General features: G+C 60.5%; 14 protein-coding genes. 3 read left to right on the top strand and 11 right to left on the bottom strand.

Annotation, left to right across the window (positions count from 1 at the left end; genetic code table 11):
• Both WKI41_RS16895 and leuS read right to left on the bottom strand, forming a co-directional pair.
• Window positions 1-549 carry an LPS assembly lipoprotein LptE gene (locus WKI41_RS16895; RefSeq protein WP_340194640.1) on the bottom strand — a complete coding sequence of 183 codons (549 nt, stop codon included), beginning with the start codon at window positions 547-549 and terminating at the stop codon, window positions 1-3.
• Window positions 539-3,169 (bottom strand): leucine--tRNA ligase, encoded by a 2,631-nt coding sequence (gene leuS / locus WKI41_RS16890; protein WP_340194639.1) that lies wholly within the window; start codon window positions 3,167-3,169, stop codon window positions 539-541. Before leuS ends, WKI41_RS16895 begins: the two co-directional genes overlap by 11 nt.
• 197 nt (window positions 3,170-3,366) lie before the next feature.
• On the opposite strand from leuS, the gene WKI41_RS16885 reads away from it, so the two are divergent.
• Window positions 3,367-4,026, top strand: a complete 660-nt coding sequence (locus tag WKI41_RS16885; RefSeq protein WP_340194638.1) for a YggS family pyridoxal phosphate-dependent enzyme — start codon at window positions 3,367-3,369, stop codon at window positions 4,024-4,026.
• An 80-nt stretch (window positions 4,027-4,106) separates the two neighbouring features.
• Here WKI41_RS16885 and WKI41_RS16880 read toward each other — a convergent pair whose 3' ends face one another.
• Window positions 4,107-12,599 carry a GH36-type glycosyl hydrolase domain-containing protein gene (locus tag WKI41_RS16880; RefSeq protein ID WP_340194637.1) on the bottom strand — a complete coding sequence of 2,831 codons (8,493 nt, stop codon included), beginning with the start codon at window positions 12,597-12,599 and terminating at the stop codon, window positions 4,107-4,109.
• Window positions 12,600-13,191: 592 nt separating this feature from the next.
• Between WKI41_RS16880 and WKI41_RS16875 the strand changes: the two genes are divergently transcribed.
• The gene (locus WKI41_RS16875) at window positions 13,192-14,331 is read left to right on the top strand and encodes a M20 aminoacylase family protein (RefSeq protein WP_425341063.1); all 1,140 of its coding nucleotides are present in this window, start codon (window positions 13,192-13,194) and stop codon (window positions 14,329-14,331) included.
• 2 nt (window positions 14,332-14,333) lie between these two features.
• Here the strand turns inward: WKI41_RS16875 and cobM are convergent, their stop codons facing one another.
• The 3 genes from cobM to cbiE are packed head-to-tail and all read right to left on the bottom strand — an operon-like array spanning window position 14,334 to window position 16,734.
• Window positions 14,334-15,098 carry a precorrin-4 C(11)-methyltransferase gene (gene cobM / locus WKI41_RS16870; RefSeq protein WP_340194635.1) on the bottom strand — a complete coding sequence of 255 codons (765 nt, stop codon included), beginning with the start codon at window positions 15,096-15,098 and terminating at the stop codon, window positions 14,334-14,336.
• On the bottom strand, window positions 15,095-15,472 hold the full coding sequence (locus WKI41_RS16865; protein WP_340194634.1) for a cobalamin biosynthesis protein: 378 nt from the start codon (window positions 15,470-15,472) through the stop codon (window positions 15,095-15,097). The genes cobM and WKI41_RS16865 overlap by 4 nt, the downstream gene beginning before the upstream one ends.
• Complete coding sequence (gene cbiE, locus WKI41_RS16860) at window positions 15,469-16,734, bottom strand: precorrin-6y C5,15-methyltransferase (decarboxylating) subunit CbiE (RefSeq protein WP_340194633.1); 1,266 nt, start codon at window positions 16,732-16,734, stop codon at window positions 15,469-15,471. Before cbiE ends, WKI41_RS16865 begins: the two co-directional genes overlap by 4 nt.
• On the opposite strand from cbiE, the gene WKI41_RS16855 reads away from it, so the two are divergent.
• A complete protein-coding gene (locus WKI41_RS16855; protein ID WP_340194632.1) occupies window positions 16,733-17,512 on the top strand; it encodes a cobalt-precorrin-6A reductase in 780 nt (259 codons plus the stop codon). The two genes, cbiE and WKI41_RS16855, sit on opposite strands and share 2 nt — an antisense overlap.
• On the opposite strand, the gene WKI41_RS16850 is transcribed toward WKI41_RS16855, so the two are convergent.
• The 5 genes from WKI41_RS16850 to cobN are packed head-to-tail and all read right to left on the bottom strand — an operon-like array spanning window position 17,479 to window position 24,383.
• Complete coding sequence (locus WKI41_RS16850; protein ID WP_340194631.1) at window positions 17,479-18,252, bottom strand: precorrin-3B C(17)-methyltransferase; 774 nt, start codon at window positions 18,250-18,252, stop codon at window positions 17,479-17,481. The two genes, WKI41_RS16855 and WKI41_RS16850, sit on opposite strands and share 34 nt — an antisense overlap.
• Entirely contained in the window at window positions 18,249-19,028 is a 780-nt protein-coding gene (locus WKI41_RS16845) for a precorrin-2 C(20)-methyltransferase (protein ID WP_340194630.1), read from the bottom strand. Before WKI41_RS16845 ends, WKI41_RS16850 begins: the two co-directional genes overlap by 4 nt.
• On the bottom strand, window positions 19,025-19,657 hold the full coding sequence (locus WKI41_RS16840) for a precorrin-8X methylmutase (RefSeq protein ID WP_340194629.1): 633 nt from the start codon (window positions 19,655-19,657) through the stop codon (window positions 19,025-19,027). The genes WKI41_RS16845 and WKI41_RS16840 overlap by 4 nt, the downstream gene beginning before the upstream one ends.
• On the bottom strand, window positions 19,654-21,027 hold the full coding sequence (gene cobG, locus WKI41_RS16835) for a precorrin-3B synthase (RefSeq protein WP_340194628.1): 1,374 nt from the start codon (window positions 21,025-21,027) through the stop codon (window positions 19,654-19,656). Before cobG ends, WKI41_RS16840 begins: the two co-directional genes overlap by 4 nt.
• Complete coding sequence (cobN, locus tag WKI41_RS16830; RefSeq protein WP_340194627.1) at window positions 21,024-24,383, bottom strand: cobaltochelatase subunit CobN; 3,360 nt, start codon at window positions 24,381-24,383, stop codon at window positions 21,024-21,026. The genes cobG and cobN overlap by 4 nt, the downstream gene beginning before the upstream one ends.
• Between the last annotated feature and the right edge of the window lie 4 nt (window positions 24,384-24,387).

Raw genomic sequence — 24,387 nt, 5'->3', positions numbered from 1 at the left:
TTATCGGCTGAGCGTGGCGGCAATATCCGTGCGGATGATCTCAGCCAGTTCACGTGCCGCACGGTTTTCACCATCGCGGATCGCACGGATCTTGGCGAATTCCTGTTGCGGCAGGTCCAGCATGGCTGTCACGGTGCGCTTGGCGGAGCGCAGCACCTGACCATCGGACATGCGCGTCAGCACATATTGACCGGTCATGGTCACACGGCCTGGGTAAGGACCCTCATAGTTGCTCTTGCCGACCGACAGGCTGGTGTCGTTCGTCACTTCGGTGGAGGTAGCGCTGGACGACACCACGAGTTTGACCTGGTAGTCCGTCTTCGTCGGTGCCCCTTCCCCGCCGTAAGCGAGGAAGATCAGGTGATTGCGCACCTCTTGTGTGATGCGGTCGCTGGCCGACGCGAAGCTGACGGACGCGAGCTTCTCACGCGTTCCCGATTCCACGCTGTAGAGCGGACGAACCTGGCAGCCTGCGAGCGTACCGGACAAAACGACGACAGACACTGCGGCGGCTATGCGGCCCCATCTGGAATAGGCATCAAACAACAATGTTCACGATCCTTTGTGGAACCACGATGATCTTCTTCGGCTCTGAACCGGCAAGCGCCGCTTTGACGGCATCCAGTTCCAGCACGGCGGCGCGGACGGTATCTTGATCCGCATCGCGGGCGATTGTCAATTCGCCACGCTTCTTGCCGTTGATCTGGATCGGCAAGACAACTTCGTTCTCTTCGACCAGCGCAGGCACGAAGACCGGCCATGCCGCCTGTGCGACCAAGCCGGAATTGCCAAGCACCTTCCAGCACTCTTCCGCCAGATGCGGCGTCATCGGCGCAATCATGCGGATGAGAATTTCCACCGCGTCACGCGCAGCAGCCTTCACATCATTGCCCTTGCCGCCACTGGCAACCTCTGACAAAGGGCCGGCCAGCGCGTTTACTAGTTCGTAAATGCGAGCAATGGCCTTGTTGAAGGCGAGCTTGTCCAGATCGTCCTGCACGGCCTTCAGCGTCTTGTGAGCTGCCTTGGAGATTGCCAGGCCATCACCTGCCGTTGCCGGCGCCGCATTGACCGCCTTCAGCTCGTCTGCCGCTTCTCCGATGATGCGCCAGACGCGCTGGACGAAACGATGCGCACCTTCGACACCGGCTTCCGACCAGATCACGTCGCGATCCGGTGGGCTATCGGACAGCACGAAGAAGCGTGCGGTATCGGCACCGTAAGAGGCAATGATATCGTCCGGATCGACCACGTTCTTCTTCGACTTCGACATCTTCTCGATGGAGCCGATCGTAACTTCTTCACCGCTCTCCAGCATATAGGCGCGACGCTTGCCATCGACATCCTCGATGCGGATATCTGCCGGCACAACCCACTGGCCGTTCTGGCCTTCGCCGAGGCGATAGGTCTCGTGCACCACCATGCCCTGGGTGAACAGACCCTTGAAAGGCTCTTTCACGTCCACATGGCCGGTTTCCTTCATCGCGCGGGTGAAGAAGCGGGAATAGAGGAGATGCAGGATCGCGTGCTCGATACCGCCAATGTATTGATCGACCGGCAGCCATCGATTGGCGACCTTCGGATCGGTCGGCTGATCTTCCCAAGGGGCGGTAAAGCGGGTGAAGTACCAGCTGGAATCGACGAACGTATCCATCGTATCGGTTTCGCGCCGCGCATCGTGACCGCATTGCGGGCAGGCGACGTGACGCCATGTCGGATGACGATCAAGCGGATTGCCCGGCACGTCGAAGGTGACGTCGTCGGGTAGCTTGACTGGCAGATCCTTCTTCGGAACGGGAACGACGCCGCAGACTTCGCAATGGATGACCGGGATTGGGCACCCCCAATAGCGCTGGCGCGAAATGCCCCAGTCGCGGAGGCGGAAATTGACCTTGCGCTCGGCCTGTGGCGCATCGCCAAGAACCTGTTGCGACAACTTGGTCACGACGGCCTCAAACGCGTCAGTTGTCTTCATGCCGTCCAAGAAGCGGGAATTGATCATCACGCCGTCATCGACATAGGCCGTATCGCCGACGCTAAAGCTTGCCGCATCGCCATCTTCCGGCATGACGACCGGGACCACGGGCAGACCATATTTGCGGGCAAAGTCCAGGTCGCGCTGGTCGCCCGATGGGCAACCGAAGATCGCACCGGTGCCGTAATCCATCAGCACAAAGTTGGCGATGTAGACAGGCAGCTCCCAGGAGGAATCCAGCGGATGCACGACCTTGACGCCGGTATCCATGCCGCGCTTCTCAGCGGTCTCCAAAGCTGCCAGAGACGTGCCCTGACGACGGCACTCGTCGCAGAACTCAGCAATCTCTGCATTCTTCTCAGCCAGCGCTTTCGCCAGCGGATGATCGGCAGCAATCGCCAGGAATGAGGCGCCAAACAGCGTGTCCGGACGCGTCGTGTAGACGGTGATGTCGTCGAAACCTTCTGGCGCGGTGGCGGCCACCGTCTGCCAGCGCAACGACAGGCCTTCAGACTTTCCGATCCAGTTCTTCTGCATCAGGCGGACCTTTTCCGGCCACTGATCCAGTTCGTCCAGCGAATCCAACAAATCCTGGCTGAAATCGGTGATGCGGAAGAACCATTGCGTCAGTTCACGCTGTTCGACCAGCGCACCGGAGCGCCAGCCGCGACCGTCGATCACCTGCTCATTGGCCAGAACCGTGTGGTCGACCGGGTCCCAGTTGACCTTGGACTGCTTGCGATAGACCAGGCCCTTCTGCATGAAGTCGATGAACAGCGACTGCTGACGGTGGTAATAATCCACGTCGCAGGTCGCAAATTCACGGCTCCAGTCCAGCGACAGACCCATGGATTTCAGCTGGCCGCGCATGGTGGCGATGTTCTGGTAGGTCCAGTCCTTCGGGTGCACCTTGTTCTGCATGGCTGCGTTTTCGGCCGGCATGCCGAATGCATCCCAACCCATGGGGTGCAGCACGTTGTAGCCGCGCGCACGCTTGTAACGGGCAACCACATCGCCCATCGCATAGTTGCGTACATGGCCCATATGGATGCGACCGGATGGGTACGGGAACATCTCGAGGACGTAATATTTCTCACGGCTGTCGCTATTGTCTGTCACGAAGACCTTGTCTTCGTTCCATTGCTGCTGCCAGCGCGGCTCGGCGTCGCGAGGATTATAACGTTCGATGGCCATACTTCTGAAATCCGGGTATCGAGGGGGTAATGCGCGGTGACCTTCACCATGAAACGACCGATGCGTCAAGTTTTGCAGGGCGTTAGGGGGCGCAAACTTGGAATACACCGCTTAAATGGTGACAATCACGCTTGGCATCAAGCGTCGCCGGCTCTAGGACGAACACAACACAGTCTGAGATAGAACAGAGGTTTCCCATGGACATCGAAGCCCGTCTTGCCGACATCAACGAGCGGATTGCTAACACAGCCGAGAAGGCAGGGCGAAAGCCAGCCGATGTGACACTGGTCGCCGTTTCGAAAACATTCGACGATGACGCAATTCAGCCAGTCATCGATTGTGGTCAGCGCGTCTTCGGCGAAAATCGTGTCCAGGAAGCCCAGGGCAAATGGCCAGCGCTGACAGAAAAGACACCGGATATCGAGCTCCATTTGATCGGTCCGTTGCAATCCAACAAGGCCGCCGATGCCGTGGCCCTGTTCGACGTGATCGAAAGCGTCGATCGCGAGAAGATCGCCCGCGCGCTTGCAGACGAATGCGCCAAGCAGGGCAAGGCGCTTCGCGTCTACGTGCAGGTGAATACCGGGCTGGAGCCGCAAAAGGCAGGGCTCGATCCGCGAGAGACCGCGGCCTTCGTCAAGCTCTGCCGCGACGAGCTGAAGCTGACCGTCGAAGGCCTGATGTGCATTCCGCCAGCCGACGAAAACCCCGGCCCGCATTTTGCGCTGCTGGCAAAGCTCGCCAAGGAATGCGGCGTGGAAAAACTCTCCATGGGCATGTCCGGCGATTTCGAGACGGCTATCGAGTTTGGTGCCACCAGCGTGCGAGTTGGCTCGGCTCTCTTCGGCACGCGCTGAACCAAGCCGGCCTTCTTAAAATGATAAAGCCACGGCACTTTTGGCGCCGTGGCTTTTTCTTTGCTCTATGGCCGTCCCGCTCAGTTGAACGGGATGAGCCGATCCGTGCTTTCCACCGGCTTGCCGTCGATGGTGACGGCAATCTGCGAGTAGCCTTCGCTACGCTTGACCGACACGTCGCGGCTCTCGCCATCGATCGTGACCTTCACCGAGTAACCATCCCAAGCGTCCGGTAGGGACGGCTCGATATGCAGCTTCCCGCCATGACGGGTGATGCCGAGAATACCTTCTACGGCAGCACGATAGAGCAGGCCCGCAGACCCGGTGTACCAGCTCCAGCCACCTCGGCCGGCATAGGCGTTTTCGCCATAGACATCTGCCGTCACCACATAGGGCTCGACGCGGTAGGTTTCGGACGAGCTGCGATCCAGCGCGTGGTTGACCGGGTTCAGCATTGAGAAGCACTTCCATGCATCTTCATTGCGACCAAGCTTTGCGAGCGCCAGCACCACCCAAGTTGCGGCGTGGGTGTACTGACCACCATTTTCGCGAACGCCCGGCGGGTAACCCTTGATGTAGCCGGGATTGTGCGGCGTGCGGCTGAACGGCGGCGTAAAGAGGCGGATAATCCCCAGATCTTCATCCACCAGCTTGCTCATCACTGCATTCATCGCCTGCTGCGAGCGGTCCGCCTCGCCTTCGCCGGAAAGCACGCTCCAGCTTTGGCCGAGCGAATCGATCTGGCATTCCTCACTTGAGGACGAGCCGAGCGGTGTGCCGTCATCGAAATAGCCACGACGGTAGTATTCGCCGTCCCAGCCAGCGGTTTCGAGGGCCGCACGCAGCTTGTCGCGATGCGTCTTCCACCGTTCGACACGATCGAGATCACGACGCTCTTCGGCAATGGCGATGAAGTCGCGCAGCGTGCCGGCCAGGAACCAGCCGAGCCAGACGCTGGTGCCCTTGCCGCCGATACCGACGAGGTTCATGCCGTCGTTCCAATCGCCACCAAGCATCAGCGGGAGGCCATTTTCACCGGTGCGGTGGATGGCGAGATCGAGCGCCAGCGCTACATGCTCGTAGAGGCTTCCGGTCTTCTCGCTCGTTTCCGGCTGGAAGAAGGCGTCATGCTGGCCGGGCATCAAGGCGGCACCCTTGAGGAACGGAATATTCTCCTCAAGGATCGCCTTGTCGCCAGTCGTCGCGATGTACTGATATGTCGCATAGGCGAGCCACACCACGTCGTCGGAGATCGTGGTGCGAACGCCAGCACCAGTGAGCGGCAGCCACCAGTGCTGCACGTCGCCTTCGACGAACTGACGACCCGCAGCGCGGAGGATCTGTGCACGCGCGAGATCCGGCTGGTAGAGCAGGAAGGCAAGCGTATCCTGCAACTGGTCGCGGAAGCCGAAGGCACCGCTCGACTGATAGAAGGCCGTGCGTGCCAGAATGCGGCAGGAGAAGGCCTGGTATGGCAGCCATGTGTTGACCAGGTGGTTGAAGCCGGCATCCGGCGTCGAGACCTGCAACTGGCCGGTAAAGCCCTTCCAGAACTCCTTGTTGGCCTGAAGCACCGTGTCGAAATCCGCGCTGCGGATATCCTTCACCAGCGCACGCGCCTCGTCCACGGTATCGGCATCGCCAAGGTAGAAGAGCACATGGCGTTCTTCGCCCGGCTTGAGATGCACTTCCTGCATCACGGCTGCGCATGGCGCGCCATCAAGCTCGGTGCTGCCGGAAAGGGCGGCACCCGTGACCACCGCCTGCGGGGTCTGGATCGTGCCGAAGCGGCCAATGAATTCCCGCTTGCTGGTGGTGAAGCTGGTTGACGGGCCATCAAGCGACAGGAACGACGTTCTTTCATTATAGTCGATGCTGTAAGGATTGGAGGCAAAGAGCGCTCCTGTTTCCTCATCATGGCTGCTCAGAATGAATGGCGCAGACTTCTGGGGATTGTTGCCCAGCACCCATTCGACGTAGCCATAGGTCTTCAGTCGACGGTTCTGCGTTCCGACGTTGCGGATCGTCAGGCGCGAGAGCTTCACCGGCTTCTCGCGATCGACCGTCTGCGTCACTTCGATGTCGAGACCGTCATCCACGCTGCGGAAGGTGGAATAGCCGAGACCGTGACGGGCTTCAAAGACTGCTTCGGCGTTACGACCGATGGCAGCGAAGGGCGAATGGATCTTTCCGCTTTCGGCGTCAGCAACATAGATCGCCTCCCCCGGACGGTTGGTAACCGGATCATTCGTCCATGGCGTCAACTGGTAGTCGCGCGAATTGCGGCTCCAGGTGAAGCCAGCACCTTCTGCCGAAATGTGGAAGCCGAATTTCTCGTTGGAGATGACGTTGATCCACGGATGCGGGGTTGCCTGGCCACGGTTGAGCCGGACGACATATTCGCGCCCGTCCTTGGTGAAGCCACCAAAACCGTTCCAGAAATCGAGATCGTTGGCGTCTTCAACCGGATCCGCAACCGGGTAGGTCGGCGTCGGCAGGCGGGCAAGCGCCGTATTGGCACTGTCCGGTCCACGATTGGCGGCAAACAGCGACACGGCACGATTGACCTGGTCGACGATCTTGCCGTTGCGCACGTGAAGCACGACGCGGGACGCGGCGAGAAGAGCTGCCCAAGTTTCCTCGTCCATCAGGTCTCGGCGCACCGAGAAGACGTGCGGGCGACCGCCGTCAGCCGGGTTGATGCGGCGCTGTGCTTCGGAAATGTGATCCAGCGCATGCTGCATATCCTGCGCGTAGGATGCTGAGCGCTCATTGACGATGACGAGATCGAAAATGACGCCGCGCGAGCGCAGATATTCGTGCGCACTCAAGGCTTCACGGACGATATCCATGTCCATGTCGTCATTGATGCGCAGTGCGAAGATCGGGAAGTCGCCGGAGATGGCCAGCGACCAGAGCGAACGCTGGGAGGCAAGTCCGGTCTTGAGCGTCTCGGCATCGGCACGCAGATGCATGTCCGGATAGACGAGGTAGCGACCGAGATGCTGGAAGGCTGCCGCCTGCTGCGAGGTGACGCCGACATGACGCATCTGCACCTGAGTACGCGTCCAGGCATGGACCAGTTCATGAGCAAAGGCATCCGGATGGCGGTAACGGTCGATCGCCTTATCGACATCCTCACGGCCAGGGGCCGCGATCGTCCAGAAGATCACGCTGACTTTCTTGCCAGCAGGCACGCGAACCACGCGACGCAGCGACAAGATCGGGTCGAGCGTAAAGCCATCCGAGTTGGAGAGCGAAGCACCCTGATCGAAGGCTGCCGCTTCGGCGAGCGTGCGGCCACGACCGATGAACTTGGCACGATCGGTCTCGTACTCGGTCGCGCGCGACGAGCCGGCATTGTCGGCCGCCAGATGGGCGATGATCGTGCCAGGTTCGCTCGGCGAACGCTTGTTGCGCCATGCGCGGATGACGTCACCGCGCTTGCCGATCTCCGTCTGCACAAACATGCGTGAAAAGAGCGGATGGGCGTTGTCGTCGTCTTCCTTGCCGATAACCGGCTCGAGATAGGACGTTACTTCGATGAAGCGATCTTCCGTACCGACGTTCAGAAGGGTGATGCGGCGGCCTTCGGCATCGTGCTCGGTGGCAACGATGCACTCGACGACGCTCTGCAGATCGCCCACTGTTTTGTGGAATTCGGCACGATCGTCCATGAAGACAGTCTTGGTCGTCTCGCCTTCCGCGACACGGGGTTCTGCGGTTGCACTCCACCATTGGCCGGTTGTCGTGTCGCGCAGGAACAGGAATGTTCCCCACCGGTCTTCTGTCGGATCGGCTTTCCAGCGGGACACCGCCTGGCCGTTCCACTTCGAGTAGCCGGCACCGGTTGCCGTCAGCATCGTCGAGTAGTGGCCATTCGACAGGAATACCACATCGCGATCACGGATTGCGGGATCGGTGACGGTGCGAACTTCGGCCCGCAACAGATCCGCCTGTTCCTTGCCAGGCGTTTCCGGCTCGTACTTGGCGCTCATCACCGGCACTTCACGCGGCGCCTTTTCCTGCAACAGCAGTTCTGCCGCTTCGATCACCGGATCAGCATGGAAGAGTTCGCGCAGGAAGCCATCGAAGGCGACGTTGGCGACAGCCGCAATCGACATGCCATGGTGGTGGGCATAGTAGTTGTAGACGACGGCACAGACCTTGCCATCCGGCACGCGGGTCGGCGTGAAGTCCACGGCGTCATGGAAGCCATAGCGGCCAAGAGCGCCGAGCTTGCGCAGCTTCTCGAGGTTCTCAAGGGCCAAGTCCGGATCATACTGAGCCGCGAGAATTGAGGCGTAAGGCGCGATGACCGCATTCTGGCCGAGACCACGCTTGAGGCCCAGCGTCGGCACACCGAAGTTGGTGTACTGGTAATTCATATTGTGGTCACGGGCATTGAACGCGGCTTCGGAGATACCCCATGGCGTGCCGAGGCGGCGACCGTGATTGATCTGTTCGCGAACGATCAGATTGTTGGTCTGGTTCAGAATCCCGCCCTGACGCTCCTGCATGACGAGCGGCGGCATCAGATATTCGAACATCGAACCGGACCAGGAAACCAGCGCACCCTGTGCACCGATCGGCACGACCTGGCGACCGAGACGATACCAGTGCTCCGTCGGCAGATCGCCCTTGGCAATGGCAAAGAGCGAGGTCAGGCGGCACTCGGAAGCCAGCAAGTCGTAGCAGGCTTCGTCCAGTTCCTGGCTTTCCACACGATAGCCGATGGAAAGCAGGCGGCGATCCTTTCGATAGAGGAAGCCGAAATCCATGGAAAAGGCAAGATCGCGGCTGCGATCGCGAAGCGAGGCCAGCCGTTCGCGCAGCGAATCGATGGTTGAGTGATCGAAGGCACTATCGGAGATATGCGCTTCGCAGCAATCCACCAGCATCTGTGCCCAGCGCGTCATTTCCGCGCTCTGCTCAGACTTCACTTCGAGATCGAGATTGGCGGCAAGCTTCTGGATGTCGCGTGCGAGGACCGCAAGATTGATGACGCGGATGGAGGCAAACTCATGCTCGCGCTTCACGGAGGCGAGCGCGTTGGAGAAGCCGATGATGCGCTCTTCCAGACGACGATGCAGCGGACGCAGGTTCTTGCGGTCGTCCGGCAGTTCCTTAAGGCTTTCGCGAACGATGCCAGCGACATCGCCGATACCGTCGAGATTACCCTGCAGATGTGCGGAAGGTGCCTCTGCCCACTGGCGGCACGCGGACGAGATCGCGATCAAATGACCGGCGAGGTTACCACTGTCTACCGCAGAAACGTAGCGGGGGCCAAGCGTCTGAAGCGTATCGGTGTGGTACCAGTTGTAGAGGTGACCGCGATACTTCTCCATCTTCTCGACAGTCTCGATGGTCTTTTCCAGACGCTCGATCGTGTCGGAGAAGCTGATCCAGCCGAACTGACGGGCGGAAATTGTCGACAGCAGATAGACACCGATATTGGTCGGCGAGGTGCGGCTGGCAACGACCGGCGTCGGCGTTTCCTGAAAATTATCCGGCGGCAGATAGTTTTCGTCCTTGTTGACGAAGGTCTCGTAGTAGCGCCACGTGCGACGCGCGATCTTTCTGAACTCGCTCGACACATGCTCGGAGACAAACATCCGGTCTTCGGTTTCAGCCGACTGACTGACATACCAGGCAACGACAGGTGACAGCACCCAAAGTAGCGCAAACGGTACGCCGACGAGGAAGGCGTTGTCGCCTGGAAGGGCTGCAAAGAGCAGACCGAGCAATGCCACAACCGGCGCGTGCCACATCTGTTTGTAATAATCGAACACGCTGCCCTGAGCGCTGGACTGGATGCTGGCAGCCGTGCGCCATTCCAGCATCAGCTTGCGGCTTACGAACAGGCGATAGAGCGAGCGGGCAATGGCATCCGCCATCATGCAGGCGCCATCGGCAATGAAGACGATGCGAAGCGCGACCTGCGCATTGGTGGCGCGAATTTCCGACCAGATGGTATGGAAATGCGCCTGCGGGACAATATCGGTCGAACGCGGAACGAGGCCGGACAGCAGCGAGATCGTCGGCGCAACGAAGAGCGAGAAGATCAGCAGGATCTGCCAGATCAGCGCGCCGAACGGATCCATGAAGTACCAGCCAAGAACCGATGCGACGAACCATGCAATCGGCGTCAGCGAGCGGCGCAGGTTGTCGATCATCTTCCAGCGACCAAGTGCGGTGACGCCGCGTGCAGGATCGAGGATGTAAGGAAGCAACTGCCAGTCGCCGCGTGCCCAGCGGTGCTGACGCGAGACTTCCACCTCGTAGCGGGTCGGAAAGTCTTCAACCAGTTCGACGTCGGTGACGAGCGCGCAGCGGGCGAATGAACCTTCGAGAAGGTCATGCGACAGAACGGCGTTTTCATCGATACGGCCCTTCAAGGCCTTTTCAAAAGCGTCAACGTCATAAAGACCCTTACCGGTGAACGAGCCTTCTGCGGTGAGATCCTGATAGACGTCCGAAACGGTGAAGACGTAAGGGTCGATACCGCGGCTGATCGAAAAGACGCGTTGGAAGACCGACGCATCCTTGCCCGTCGTCAGCGACGGGGTCACACGCGGCTGTAGCAGGCCATAACCGTGGATCACGCGGCCGGTTTCCGGATCATGCACCGGGCGGTTGATCGGGTGATGCATCTTGCCGACAAGCTTGGTGACCGCATCGCGCATCAGGCGCGTATCGGCATCGAGCGTCATGACATATTTGACGTCCTTCGGCACCGCGTTGGCACCATTGAGGAAGGTCGTGTCCTTGTCGCCCCGCAGCAGCAGGTTCAGCTCATGCAACTTGCCGCGCTTGCGCTCCCAGCCCATCCAGCAACCTTCGGATGGATTGTAGATGCGGCGACGATGAAGCAGGAAGAAGCGGGTCTTGCCGTCAAAGGCGTAGCGCGCAGACAGCGTGGCCACTTCGCGCTTGGCATATTCCAGAAGCTCGACATCCTGGGTGGTCTGCTCCTGCTGCGCGTCACGCCAGTCGCTGATCAGCGAGAAGTAAATCTCGCCGTGCGGGTTGGCGAGATAGTGAACCTCGAGATTGCGGATCATCTCGTCAACCGCATCGCGGCTGGTGATCATGCACGGCACGGCAACCAGCGTGCGGGCATCTTCAGGAATGCCGTTCTTGAACTCGTAACCAACAAGGCGGAACGGTTTGACGAAGAAGGTGACGAGCGTGTTGAAAAGACCTGTGGCGCCTTCGGATGCCGGAAGCGCAAACATCAGCAGGAACACGCTGACGACATACCAGGGCATACCGGCCTCAGCCAGGAACCAGCCGACCGCTAGCATGGCAATCGCCGTCAAGACCAGAACAGGGACGGCAACAGCAAGCCAGTTGAAACGGCGCATGGTGCGCACGACGCGCTGAGCGAATAGCGGATTGTAACCGATGCGCTGCTCAAGCTCCTTGCGGCGCTGGCCGACAAGGAACGCGCCGACATTCGGCTGATGCGGATAGGCATCCTTCGAGTTGGCAGCTTCCGCCACCATATCGACGGCAAGCTGAGCGACTTCCACTTCAGTCTTGCTGGAGCGGCGCGCCAGCAGTTCGACATTGTTGCGATACGTGTTGCGCGAGCCGAAATCGAGCGTTTCATAATCGGTCTGCTCACGCAGAACCTTGTCGATATGGCTGACCTCTTCGAACCAGACGGACCACTCCGTATCGTCGATCTCGCGCAAGCTCTTGACGATATTGCCCATCGTCACGTTGCCGGATGCCAGGCGGTTATGCTCCGCCATCATCACGTTTTCGGCGTCGGTGCCGACACTGTGGAGGCGCTCCTCCAGCCAGTTCAGCGCGAAGTTGGAGGTCTGCGAGCCGTTCTTCAGACGATAGAGGAACTGGGTCGCAAATGTCGGATCGTCCACCAGAGGATCGATCTGCTTGAGGAATTCGGCCGAAGGCTCCGCATCGTTGAGACGAATGATCTCGTCCACCACCTCATTCGCCTTATGGCGCATGCGGCGCGAGCGCTCCACACGAATGGAAATGCGTCGCAGGTTCTCAATCAGCACGAAGCGCAGGAAAGAAGGCAGGGCCCAGATTTCACCGATCTGCAACGTCTTGTGAGCCTGGAAACCCTCGACAAGAGCGGTCAGGCTCTCGCGCGACACCGTGCTGTGGGTATGGGCGACATAGAGCCAGGCCAATGCCAGCGCACGGGGAATCTCGGCATTGCCGATCTTCATCGTCGGCAGCTGGCGATAAAACTTCTTCGGAAAGTCGCGGCGGACTTCCTGGATCGCTTCTTCAATCACATAGTGGTTGTCGAGCAGCCATTCCGCAGCCGGCGTGATCGTCAGGCCGTTTTCCGAATCCACCGCCGTGGTGCGATAGACGCGCAGAATTTCCTTCTCGTTCTCGCGATGACGCGCAAAGAAGTCGAACTCCGTGAAACCTGGCAACGCAGGTGAGCCGGATTGAGACAGGTCCGATCCGCAAGCTTTCAGCTCGTCTATATTGAAATAGACGGACCGGATCGAGTCGTTGTGATCGATCTGTTTGGTTTCGGATTCACGGGCGGCGGCGGGCGGCGTAATATGAAATGACATCGGCTCGTATTCTGGACCCTGAGTGAAGTGCTTTAGGCTAGTCTTTAACCCTTAACTGTTTCAGAGTTCTCATCGAGAGTGAAACAATGTGGCAGGCTTTATTCCGCGCTGATCCTGAACCTTTGCTGAACCACCGCGAACCAGCGCACGGTAGCGAGGCACAAATCTTGATCCCCGACATGGTGAAATCGGGGCATTACGATTTCAATATATGATATCAATAGTTTCTCGAGAACGGATCGTAACGCAAGGACGTTTTGCCTTGGTGCTCGACGTTCCGCAAACTCCTCCGCGCGAAACTGTCACTGCCTTCCCGGATGTCTCCCCGTACCTGCTTAGCATTCGTCTTCCTGAACTGATGTGACCAGAAGGTTTGGAATGTTTCAAGGCATTTTCAGTTCCATGCCATCTGTTTGATTGCCGCGCAAGAAGACAAATCTTGGCAGACAATGACGCGCTCTTATCAACACGGTCTACTCTTGCTATTCATGATGCTTGAAGAACGCGCCCAGCGACAAGACAACTGCGGCAAAGATACGGAATAGCAAGCATGACCCTCCATCCGGTAACCATTTCTTCGTCGTCCAACGTCATGGAAGAGGTGGTTGAAATCCGCCGCCATCTGCATCGCAATCCCGAGATCGGCCTCTCGGAATTCAAGACCTCCGATTACGTCGCGGAGCGGCTGACCGCGATGGGCTATGAGGTAACACGCGGATTGGCCGGCACCGGCGTGGTGGCCACATTGAAAAATGGAACAAGCAACCGCAGCATTGGCATCCGCGCCGACATCGACGCACTGCCGATCCAGGAGGAAACCGGCGCGGACTATGCCAGCGAAACACCGGGCATGATGCATGCCTGCGGCCATGACGGCCACACCGCCATGCTGCTGGGAGCTGCAAAGATCATCGCCGAGCGACGCAATTTCGACGGCACGATCCATCTGATTTTCCAGCCGGCGGAAGAAAATTTCGGCGGGGCGCGCATCATGATCGAAGACGGCCTGTTCGACCGCTTCCCTTGCGACGCAGTTTTTGCGCTTCACAACGATCCGAGCCAGCCCTTCGGCCATTTTGTTCTGCGCGACGGCCCGGTCATGGCGGCGGTGGATGAATGCAAGATCACCGTCAACGGCTACGGCGGCCATGGCGCAGAACCGCAAAGCGCCTCAGACCCGATTGTTGCCGGCGCCAGTATCATCATGGCGTTGCAAACGGTGGTCTCGCGCAACGTCCATCCGCTGATGCCGGCGGTGGTCACTGTCGGTGCCTTTCACGGCGGCAAGGCGAGCAATGTCATCCCCGAGACGGCGGAAATGCTGCTCACCATCCGTTCCTTCGATCCCGAAGCCCGCGACGAACTGGAAAAGCGCATTCGCATGATCGCCGAAGGGCAGGCGGCCAGCTACGGCATGAGTGTGACACTGGAGTATGAGCGCGGCTATAGCCCGACCGTCAATCACAAGGCGGAAACGGACTATGTGCGAGCGCTTGCAACGCGCTTTGCCGGTGCCGACAAGGTTCTGGAAATGGAGCGCCCGACCATGGGCGCGGAAGACTTTGCCTATATGTTGGAGAAGCGCCCCGGTTCCTATTTCTTCCTCGGCACCAAGCGCACCGACAACGACCCGCCGCTGCACCACCCGAAATTCGACTTCAACGACGACATCATCCCGATCGGCACCGCTTTCTGGGTCGAGCTTGCAGAAGATTTTCTGAAGGCGAGCTGAGACTACTCGGCCGACGGCGTTCGGAACCGCCGAACGTAATCAGCACTGTAGAGCGCGCTTTCGCGAAAATCGGATGAGGCAAGACCCTTGCCGACAAAGATCATCGCAGTGCGCTCGACCGGCTCTTCCGCGAGGCGAGCTTCGATATTGGACAGCGTGCCGGAGATGACGCGCTCTTCCGGCCAGGAGGCGCGCACCACGATGGCGACCGGGCAATCGGCACCATAAAGCGGCGTCAATTCCTCGACCAGCTGACCGATGGCGTGGATGGCGAGATGAATGGCAAGCGTCGCGCCCGTTGCGCCGAAAGCTTTGAGGTTTTCGCTCTCCGGCATTTTCGACGCCCGCCCGGAAATGCGTGTCAGCACCAAGCTTTGTGCCACCTCCGGCACCGTCAACTCTCGCTTCAACGTGGCGGCAGCGGCGGCAAAGGATGGCACGCCGGGGGTGACGGTGTAGTCGAGCCCCAGCCTTTCCAAACGGCGGATCTGTTCGCCCATGGCGCTCCAGACAGAAAGATCGCCGGAATGTAGGCGAGCGACATCCTTCCCGTCTCGCGCGGCGGCAACGAACTCCGCCTCGATTTCATCCAGAGACAAGGCCGCCGTATCAACAATGCGCGCACCTTCCGGGCAATAGTCGAGAAGCGCTTTTGGCACCAGCGAACCGGCATAGAGGCAGACGGGCGAAGCAGCGATCAGATCGCGTCCGCGCACGGTGATGAGATCTGCGGCACCGGGGCCAGCGCCAATGAAGTGAACCGTCATGTCTTGTCTCCTGACGTGGCAAAGGCCACGGTAATATCGCCAATCACCATGCGAGGCGCGATCAGCCATGATCGCTCGCCCAGTGCTGCGAGTGCTGCGGCTTCGCTGACACTCGGCGACCCGGCATGTTTCGAACTCAAGAAAGAATGCGTTAGAGTGCGAGCGGCAGCTGCGACGAAATCGGCCCGCGCCACCACGACAAAAGCGATGCCCAGCCGGGTCGCCGCTTCAAGAAGCGCCGGCTCATCGGCCTTTATCGGTGCCGTTGCGATGAAGGCAAAGGATACTTGATGCTCGGCAGAGGCCTGCTCAAGCGCAGCCATCACCGCCTCGGGACTCACACCCTTGCGGCACCCGATGCCAGCGACAATCACGGCACATCCTTCGGTTTGACCCAAGCCCACTGCGTGACGGGCATTGCCGCACGCCAGCCCTGCATATGCCCGACAGGCGATGCACGCGCCACCTCAAGCCGGATCAGCGAGCCGCCTAATCGCGACTGAGCGGAGAGCAGCATGGCCTCCATTTCCAGCGTAACGGCATTGGCGACCAGCCGCCCGCCCGGCTTCAAGGCGCTGATCGCGCTCTCTAACACCCCGGCCTCGCTGCCGCCGCCGCCGATGAAAATGGCATCAGGCGTCGGCAGGCCTTCGAAAGCGTCCGGTGCCGTGCCGATCACCACATCCAGACCCGGCACGCCGAAGGCTTCGGCATTGCGCATGGCGCGCTCTGCCCGCTCCGTATTCTGCTCGATGCCGATGGCCCGCAGCGAAGGGTGCGAGAGCATCCATTCGATGCCGATCGAACCCGAACCAGCACCGATATCCCATAGAAGCTCACCATGACGTGGTGCAAGAGAGGAGAGCGTGACAGCGCGGATCTCGCGCTTGGTCATTTGCCCATCATGTTCGAACAGCGAATCGTCCAGCCCGCTGGCGAAGGGAAGGATTCGTGCCGCTTCATCCGCAAGGACGTCGATTGCGACCACATTGAGCGGATCGACATCCGCAAAGGCAAAGTCCTGGGCCGTCGTCGTGCGAGTGTTTTCGCGGGTGCCGCCAAGTGCTTCCAGCAGATGGAAGACCGACCGGCCAAAACCTGCCCCCTTCAGAAGGCTGGCAATCAGCGCTGGGGCATTCGCATCGGATGTCAGCGCGATAATTTTAGCGCCAGCATGAAGATGCGGCCGGATGAGATCAATGGAACGCCCGTGCAGTGAAATGCAGACTGTATCCTGCAAGGCCCAGCCAAGACGCGATGCAGCAAGCGAGATGGAGGAGGGAGCAGGGTAGGTGATCACCTCTATCGGATCGACCAGCCGCAACAAGGTGACGCCAACACCGTGGAAGAACGGATCGCCGGACGCAAGGACGCAGACCTTCCGACCAGAAAGGGCGACGACGTCCGCCATGCCGACGTCGAAGGGCACGGGCCAGGGCCGTGCTTCGCCGGTAATGGCAGCCGAGGCAAGTTCGAGATGGCGTTTGCCACCGAAGACGATCTCGGCCGCCTCGATGGCTGCCTGAGCATTTTCACCCAGACCGGTAAGTCCATCTTCCCCAATACCAACGATGGATAGCCAGGGCGCTGGTTTTTCGCTGGCAGTGGCGGGTGTTCCGGCATATTCAACGGCCATGACGCACTCCATCCTCATTCTCGGCGGCACTGCGGATGCCCGCATTCTGGCCGGAAAGCTTGCCGACGAATCCGGCTACCGGATTTTGCTGTCCATGGCGGGCCGTACGAAGGATCCCGTGAGGCAGCCCGTACCGATGCGTATCGGCGGTTTCGGCGGCGCAGAGGGCTTGGCGCGCTTTATTGCCGAAGAAGGTTTTCATCTGCTGGTGGATGCGACGCACCCTTATGCGGCGCGCATTTCTGCCAATGCCGTCAAGGCTGCAGAAACAGCAGACGTCGCATTGGTCAGACTGTCGCGCCCGGCTTGGGTCGCGAGGGAGGGCGACCGTTGGCTGAACGTTGGAAGCGTTGAAGAAGCGGTCACGACACTGGGTCCCATCAGCAAAAACGCTTTTCTGGCGCTTGGAAGACAAGAGCTCCTGCCCTTCGAGACCGCGCCTCAGCACCGCTATCTGATCCGCAGCGTCGATCCGGTGGAACCGCCGCTTAAGGTGTCGAATGCGCGGTACATCACGGCGCGTGGACCCTTCGCGCTTGTCGATGAGATCGACATGTTGAAGGGCAGCGGGATCGAGGTGATCGTCTCGAAAAACTCCGGCGGAACGGCGGCCTATGCGAAGATCGAAGCTGCCAGCGCGCTTGGCATTCCCGTAATCATGATCGACCGTCCCGCTCGCCAACAGGCCGATGCGGCGAGCGTGGTGGTGCCGGATATCGAGACTGCGCTGTCTGCAATCCGCCATCAGCTTTCCCTCTTGGAAAAGCGCGGCGAATAGATGAGCGACGGCTGGCTTTCACGCTCGATGATGCGGGTTTCGACCGACCCGACGATGACACAGGTCGACATGTCGGCCATATCGCTCGACGCTTCGGCCAAAGGCACGACCCGCATGCGCTCATCTGCACGACCGGCAGCGCGACCGAAGATGACAGGTACGGAGCCCGGCAAGTGTGCTCGCAGCACATCGAAGGCCGTCGCCAACTGATGCGGTCGCGCCTTGCTGACAGGATTGTAGAAGGCCATGACGAACCCGGCTTCAGCCGCAGCCACCAGCCGCTTTTCGATCAGCGACCAGGGTTTCAGATTGTCGGAGAGCGAAATCGCGCAGAAGTCGTGACCGAGGGGCGCGCCCGCCCTTGCCGCGACGGCCAGCATGGCTGTGACGCCGGGCACGACCGAAAAGTCGATGTCGCGCCACTCGGCGGGGCCGTTCTCAATCGCCTCGCAGACAGCAGCCGCCATGGCGAAGACGCCTGGATCGCCGCCTGAGACGACGCAGACTTTGCCACCCGCAGCCGCGAGCGTCAGCGCCGCCTCTGCGCGCGAGATCTCCTCGCGATTATCGGACGCGTGACGCCGTTGGTCTGGACGCAACAACAGTCTGTCGAGATAGGGAATATAGCCGAAGAAGTCCTCCGCCTCATCCACCGCCGCCAGTGCCTCCGGCGTGATCTGCGAGAGGTTCCCGGGCCCGAGGCCCACAACTGTCAGACGTCCGGTGGAGGACGGGCTCACGCAATCTCTCCCGCCGGGCGATCCTTCCAGCCAGGCACCAGAACGAGAGAGAAATAGGGGGCAGGCGATTCATCACGCTCGATCAATCGAATGGCGTGGCCATTGGCCATGGTACCACGTTCGACATAGAGCGCGCCTTCCAGCTTGCCCGCTTTCTCCAGCGCGCGGCGTATCTTCGGCAAATTGCGACCGACCTTCATGATGACAGCACCATCCGTGCCGGAGAGCCGCTCGAAAAGCGCATCCTCACCAAGCGTACCGGGAAGGACGCTTAGGATGTCGTCACCCTGTACGAGCGGCAGTCCGGTCATCGACCAGCAACCGGACATGGCGGTGATGCCCGCAACGACTTCCGCTGGATAATTGGGCGCGAGCCGCAGATGCAGATGCATGTAGGAACCGTAGAAGAGCGGATCGCCTTCCGACAGAACAGCAACGGTGCGGCCCGCATCCAGATGGGCGGCGATGTCGCGTGCCGACTGATCGAAGAAGGCGGCGATCGCGTCGCGATAGTCGTCGCCGTTCTTGTCGCTTTCCACCGTAACCGGATAGACGAGCGGCATTTCCAGCGTGCCGGGCCGGATGAAGCTTTCGACGATGCCGCGGCCATTGCCCTTGCTGCCGCGCTTGCAGAAAAAGGCAAGCACGTCTGCCGTTTCGATAGCGCGGACGGCCTTCAGCGTCAGAAGATCGGGATCGCCGGGGCCTGTGCCGACACCGATGACCTTACCCTTCAATGCCTTTTCAGGTGCCGGATCGTAGAGGGCAGCACTCATAGGCCGGCCCTCGCAACGGCGTTGACGGCGGCTGCCGTCATAGCAGAGCCTCCCATGCGGCCTTTGACGATGGCGTAGGGAATGCCGAGCGTGCTTTCTTCCAGCGCGTCCTTCGATTCCATCGCCCCGACGAAGCCCACAGGCATGCCGATGATAGCAGCCGGACGAGGCGCGCCTCTTTCCAGCATTTCCAAAAGATAGAAGAGCGCTGTCGGCGCATTGCCGATGGCAACCAAAGCGCCGTCAAGATGATCGGTCCAGAGCTCGAGGGCCGCCGCAGAACGAGTGTTGCCGATGGATTTCGCAAGATCGGGCGTCCGCGGATCGCGCAGCGTGCAGATCACGGCATTGCCAGAAGCCAGACGCGCCCGTGTGACGCCGTGCGCCACCATTTCCGCATCACATAAGATGGGCTTTCCAGCTGCGAGCGCACCACGCGCCGCCGAAACGAAATCGTCAGAAAAGCGAAAGTGCCGCGCTGCCTCCACCTGGCCGCAGGCGTGGATCATGCGAATGGCGATATCCGCCTGCTCGGGCGTGAAGGCGGTAAGATCCGCTTCCTCACGGATGATGGCGAAGGAGCGCTCATAGATCGCGTCGCCATTGCGGATATAGTCGTACGTCGTCATGTCTTGTCCTGTCGGAGCGCCGCGACAATCCTGTCCTTGCCCAGTCGAACAAGGAAGGTGCGGGCATTTTCTCCGGGCTTATGTTCTTTTTCATAGAGGCGGGCAAGCCTGGAAAGCCCGGCCTTCTGCTGATCGATGGTCAAGCGCGCATCGGGAAGGGCTGAAACCTTGGCCTGATAGCCAAAGGAAAAACCTTCCGAAGTGCCCGAAAAGGCAAGAAGGGCGGGCGCAGGATGTGCACAGCCTTTGCCGCAACCGGAAAGATGCAAGGTGAAGGAACCATCGAGCATCGTGCCACACTCTTTGGCTGCGAACGCGGCGAGCGCTTGAACCGGCGTATAGGCCGATGCGCAGGACGGTGCGCCCGCGCACACCGCAATGGCGGTTCGGGGATCGTTGTCGCTAACGATGAGACCAGCCTTCTGCGCGTAATCCAGCAGTGCCGCACACGCGTCGCGATTGCCAAGCGCATAGAGCCCGTGCGAAGGACCGGGCCGGATGGACCGAACGCCGAGATCGCCTGCAATCTGGCACAGCGCAGACAGCGCTTCCGAGGTGATCTGCCCAAAAGCCGGAGCGATGACAGCGGCGTAGAGGCGATCATTGATAGGCCACAATCGGCGCTCGTCGGTTTGGCTCAATGTCCCGATGTCACGCGGTGGAGCGCGAACGTCTGATGAGATCGGCAGGAAACGATCACTGCAGATATTGTGCGCAGCCGCCCTATCCAGATCGCGCCCGCGCGCATCCGGTCCTCGCTCCGCCAGGTGAATGAGCAGGTCGATGACGCAATCCGCGGCATCTTCCGTCCGCAAAGCCCCTACAAGCAGCGCCTTTTCTTCCGTGCCACCCAACATCAACAGCCAGAGGACGTCGCCGTCCCGCTGGGCCGCTTTGAGCCTGATATCGGCAAGCAGCCCGCCCATCGGAGCCCGACCATCGCCATCCACGATAACCGACATCTTCGCGGCCAGCTTCGCGTCGAGACCAAGTGCCGTGGCCTTATGGCTGATGAGTTCAAGGATTGGTCCCGGATTGGCGACTTCGCTGTCGTCTATCCCGGCAAGCGGTGAGCCTTCCACAGCAAGCCCCTGACGCAAGGGCAATTGCAGCGCCAGCACATCGTGCTCCAGCTCAACAGCGCTTTCAGCCGTCAATCCGCGAAATTGAAGACTACCGCGTGCGGTCACATCCAGAAGCCCGTTGCCGTGGTGGCGGGCGAGATGGCCAAGACGGTCAAGATCGCTTGGCGACAGCGAAGCGGTAAACGCCACGCGCGACAAAAGTCCATCGCCCGTCCGCATTGGGGCGGAGAGGGCGGGGCAGACGCCTCTGCGAGAAAAGGGCTGAACCTGGGGAAGAGGGTTCATGCTGAGACCCTCTTGGACAAGGCCTCGGACGAGCGCGGAGCGATCAGCATTTCCAGTTCCGCATCCACGGCGTTGCGACGGCTGTGCCAAAGGTTGCGGCGGCGTGCAGACAGGAAGCGCTGCGCCATCAGTTCCGCAGCCTTGGGGTTTTCCCGTAAAATGAAATCGCGCACCTCTTCGTTGCCGAAATAGGCATCGTAGAGCGCTTCGATCAGCGACGAGGAAACGGCCTGCGTGGTTTCAGCAAAGCCAATCAGCCGGTCGACGGTCTCTGCAAATTCGGCGGCACCGCGCGGACCATGGCGCATCTGTCCGACGATGAAGCGCGGATTGACGGCACGGGCTCGCACCACGCGGGTGATTGCCTGGGCGATTGAGCGCGCACGCGGCCGGGCAGGATCGGTCGTATCCAGAGCCACCACGTCTGCCGCCTGTCCAAGCTTTGCCTTGGCGGCGGCAAAGCCGCCGATGAAGGCGACATCGGACGAACCGTCCAGAAGATCGCGGCCCGGATCGTCGCCGGTGTGAACCAGAAGTTCAGCGCGTTCGACTTGGGCGGCAAAGCCTGAATCGGAGAGGATCGACAAGCCATCTGCCCCGCCAAAGGCGTGGCTGGCTGCATCCAGATAGGCTTGGCCAAGCTCTTCCCGCTCGTCCCAATCGCCGCTTGCCAAGGCTTCTTCGATGCCAGCGCCATAGGTGCCGGGGGCAGAGCCGAAAATGCGTGCCGGGATATGACCGAGAGACGCCGTTTCCTCCGCCAGAGGATTGTCGCCGGGGGATTCTTCGCGTGAAGCAATCGTTCTTGCCGCCGCATCGAGGAGGGCAATCAGAGGCGGGAACATGTCCCGGAACAGGCCGGAAATGCGGAAGGTCACGTCCACCCGCGGGCGTCCGAGCGCGGCCGGTGGCAGAACTTCGATGCCGTTGACCCGGCCGGTCGCCTGATCGTAGATCGGACGCGCACCCATCAGATGCAGCGCCTGACCGACATCTTCGCCGCCATTGCGCAGCGATGCGGAGCCCCAGAGATCGAAAACCAGATGCCGCGGCCAGTCGCCATGGCTTTGCAGATGATGACGCAGCACCTCTTCGCCCGCTGCTTTCCCCAGCTCGAACGCCGTCGGTGTCGGCATGGTACGCGGATCGGCAGCATAGAGATTGCGCCCTGTCGGCAGCACATCCAGTCGTCCGCGTGCGGGTGCACCTGAGGGACCTGGCACAATATGATGACCGTCCAGCGCCGCCAGCAGCGCCGCCTTTTCTTGGGCAGCACTTTCGCGCCTCAGAGAATCCGGCTCATCGTCAGCGCAACGCCCGAACACATGCTGGCCGTCCTTGATGGCGAAATCTTTGAGATCGCACAGAAAGGCATCGATCCGGGTGAGCGCTGAATCCGCGTCCTCCTCCGCGCCGATACCGGCATCCGCTGCAAGTCCAGTTTCGAAGGCCTTCTCGACGATCAGCTTCGCCAGACGGTCGCGGCGACGACGATCAAGCCCATCGGCCTGAGCATATTCGTCCACCAGTTGCTCGAGCGCTGCCTGCTCCGGCGAAAGACCGGCGGCAACCAGTATGGGCGGAATGTGCCCGATGGTGACGGCAGCGATCCGTCGTTTGGCAACAGCAGCCTCCCCCGGATTGGAGACGATGAAGGGGTAGATGACCGGCAGCGCTCCAGTGACGATTTCTGGAAAACAGGTTTGCGACAGCGCGACCGTCTTTCCCGGCAGCCATTCCAGGGTGCCATGAGCGCCCACATGGATGATCGCATGAGCATCGAAATCCCGCTGCATCCAGGCACCGAAAGCCGCAAGCGCATGACGCGGCGGCAAGGCCGGATCGTGGTAGTCCACCCGCCTGTCTGCATGGCGCCCCCGGTCTGGAGCAAGCGCGACAACGACGGAGCCGAAACGGGCGACGCGGAAGTGAAAAGCCTGATCAACCACAGCCTCGTCGTCAGCAGCATCGCCCCAGGCCGAAGCCATTCCAGCGCGTGCCTCGTCCGGAAGAGCGTTGAGAGAGGCTCGGTAGCGATCGAGGGGAAGAGCGGTGCTCCCAGTCTCGATCCAATCGAGAAGCTCCCGTGCGGTGGCCGGAATATCGCCGAGTGCATAACCCGCATCCTGCAAATCTCGCAGCATCTCCAGCACGCTTTGGGGCACGTCGAGACCCACGGCATAGCCCGTGCGACCGGGTGCGGCACCGGGATAGTCCGGCATCAGGATGACAAGGCGCCTTTCCCGGGCCGCAGTCTGCGTCAACCGAAGGAAGGCAGCAATACGACGAGCGACCTGCTCGACCCGGTCTGGCTCGGGAGCATTGATCATCCCCGGGCGACCGGCAGGATCGGCCTGTTTGAAGGAGATCGCACCCGCGAGAATCCTCCCATCGAGTTCCGGCAAGACCACATGCATGGCAAGATCGGATGGATTGAGGCCCCGCATGTTTTCGGCCCAACCATCGCGCCGGGTCGTGGCCATGATCACTTGGAACACCGGCACGCCAAGCCGGTCGAACAGGCTCTTGTTCTCCGCATCCGTCTGGCTGGCAAAGGCGGTGGCTGCGATGATGGCAGCGGGCTCCAGCGGCGCCAGCGCGTCGTCGAGAAATTGGATCGCTTCGCCATCCTTCAGGCCGCTGACAAAGATCGGCAAAGGTGCGAAACCGCGGGATTTCAGCGCCTCGAATAGCGCATCGATTGGCGCAACATCGGCAGCCAGAAGCATCGAGCGATAGAAAAGGATGGGAAGTCTTATCGCTTCGGGGGCAAAAGCCGCGAGCACCTCATCGACATGGACGGCGCCAAGACCCGGCAGATAGAAGCCGGACTTCGGCAGCGGCTCCGGCGTGAAGCCGGGCCAGGCACCCTCTTTAGCAAAAGCGGCGAGACCTTCCGAAAGCCGGCGCATGTTCTGCGGGCCGCCTTCGCGGAAGAAGGAGAGGATCGAAGCGAGCCACGTCCGGTCGATTGTGGATTGCGCCTCGAGCTTTTCGTCGCGCTCGCTACATTCACCCGGCAGGAGCAGGAGCTTGACGCCGCGCCTGCGCGCCATCATCGCCAGCTGATCGACGCCGTAGCGCCAACGGTCCGCCCCGCCAAGAATCCGGATAAGGATCAGCTTGGCATGTTCTGCTGTCTTTTCGATCCAGAGATCGACGGACATCGGATGGCGCAGTTCAGAGAGATTGGCGACGCTGAGCGAAACGCCAGATTCTTCAGGCCAGGCGCGCTGCAGACCGGCCAGGTCGCTTGACGAGAAAGACAGTACCACCACATCCGCCTGGGGCTGGTTGAGATCAACCGGCTCGATCAGGTCGTTTAGCGACGAAGATGTGGTGGCGAGAATATGCATGATG

Origin of the sequence: Agrobacterium larrymoorei, assembly GCF_037722385.1 — a bacterium.
Classification (GTDB): Bacteria; Pseudomonadota; Alphaproteobacteria; order Rhizobiales; family Rhizobiaceae; genus Agrobacterium; species Agrobacterium larrymoorei_C.
The sequence above is the reverse complement of the archived record's forward strand: the minus strand, read 5'-3'. Positions and strand labels throughout refer to the sequence as shown.

Excerpts from the sequence above, each read along its gene's own strand:
- WKI41_RS16840 (WP_340194629.1), bottom strand. The coding sequence starts at position 19,657 with ATGACGACGTACGACTATATCCGCAATGGCGACGCGATCTATGAGCGC.
- WKI41_RS16880 (WP_340194637.1), bottom strand. The coding sequence starts at position 12,599 with ATGTCATTTCATATTACGCCGCCCGCCGCCGCCCGTGAATCCGAAACC.
- WKI41_RS16885 (WP_340194638.1), top strand. The coding sequence starts at position 3,367 with ATGGACATCGAAGCCCGTCTTGCCGACATCAACGAGCGGATTGCTAAC.
- WKI41_RS16855 (WP_340194632.1), top strand. The coding sequence starts at position 16,733 with ATGACGCACTCCATCCTCATTCTCGGCGGCACTGCGGATGCCCGCATT.
- cobG (WP_340194628.1), bottom strand. The coding sequence starts at position 21,027 with ATGAACCCTCTTCCCCAGGTTCAGCCCTTTTCTCGCAGAGGCGTCTGC.
- WKI41_RS16875 (WP_425341063.1), top strand. The coding sequence starts at position 13,192 with ATGGAAGAGGTGGTTGAAATCCGCCGCCATCTGCATCGCAATCCCGAG.
- cobM (WP_340194635.1), bottom strand. The coding sequence starts at position 15,098 with ATGACGGTTCACTTCATTGGCGCTGGCCCCGGTGCCGCAGATCTCATC.
- cbiE (WP_340194633.1), bottom strand. The coding sequence starts at position 16,734 with ATGGCCGTTGAATATGCCGGAACACCCGCCACTGCCAGCGAAAAACCA.
- leuS (WP_340194639.1), bottom strand. The coding sequence starts at position 3,169 with ATGGCCATCGAACGTTATAATCCTCGCGACGCCGAGCCGCGCTGGCAG.
- WKI41_RS16845 (WP_340194630.1), bottom strand. The coding sequence starts at position 19,028 with ATGAGTGCTGCCCTCTACGATCCGGCACCTGAAAAGGCATTGAAGGGT.
- cobN (WP_340194627.1), bottom strand. The coding sequence starts at position 24,383 with ATGCATATTCTCGCCACCACATCTTCGTCGCTAAACGACCTGATCGAG.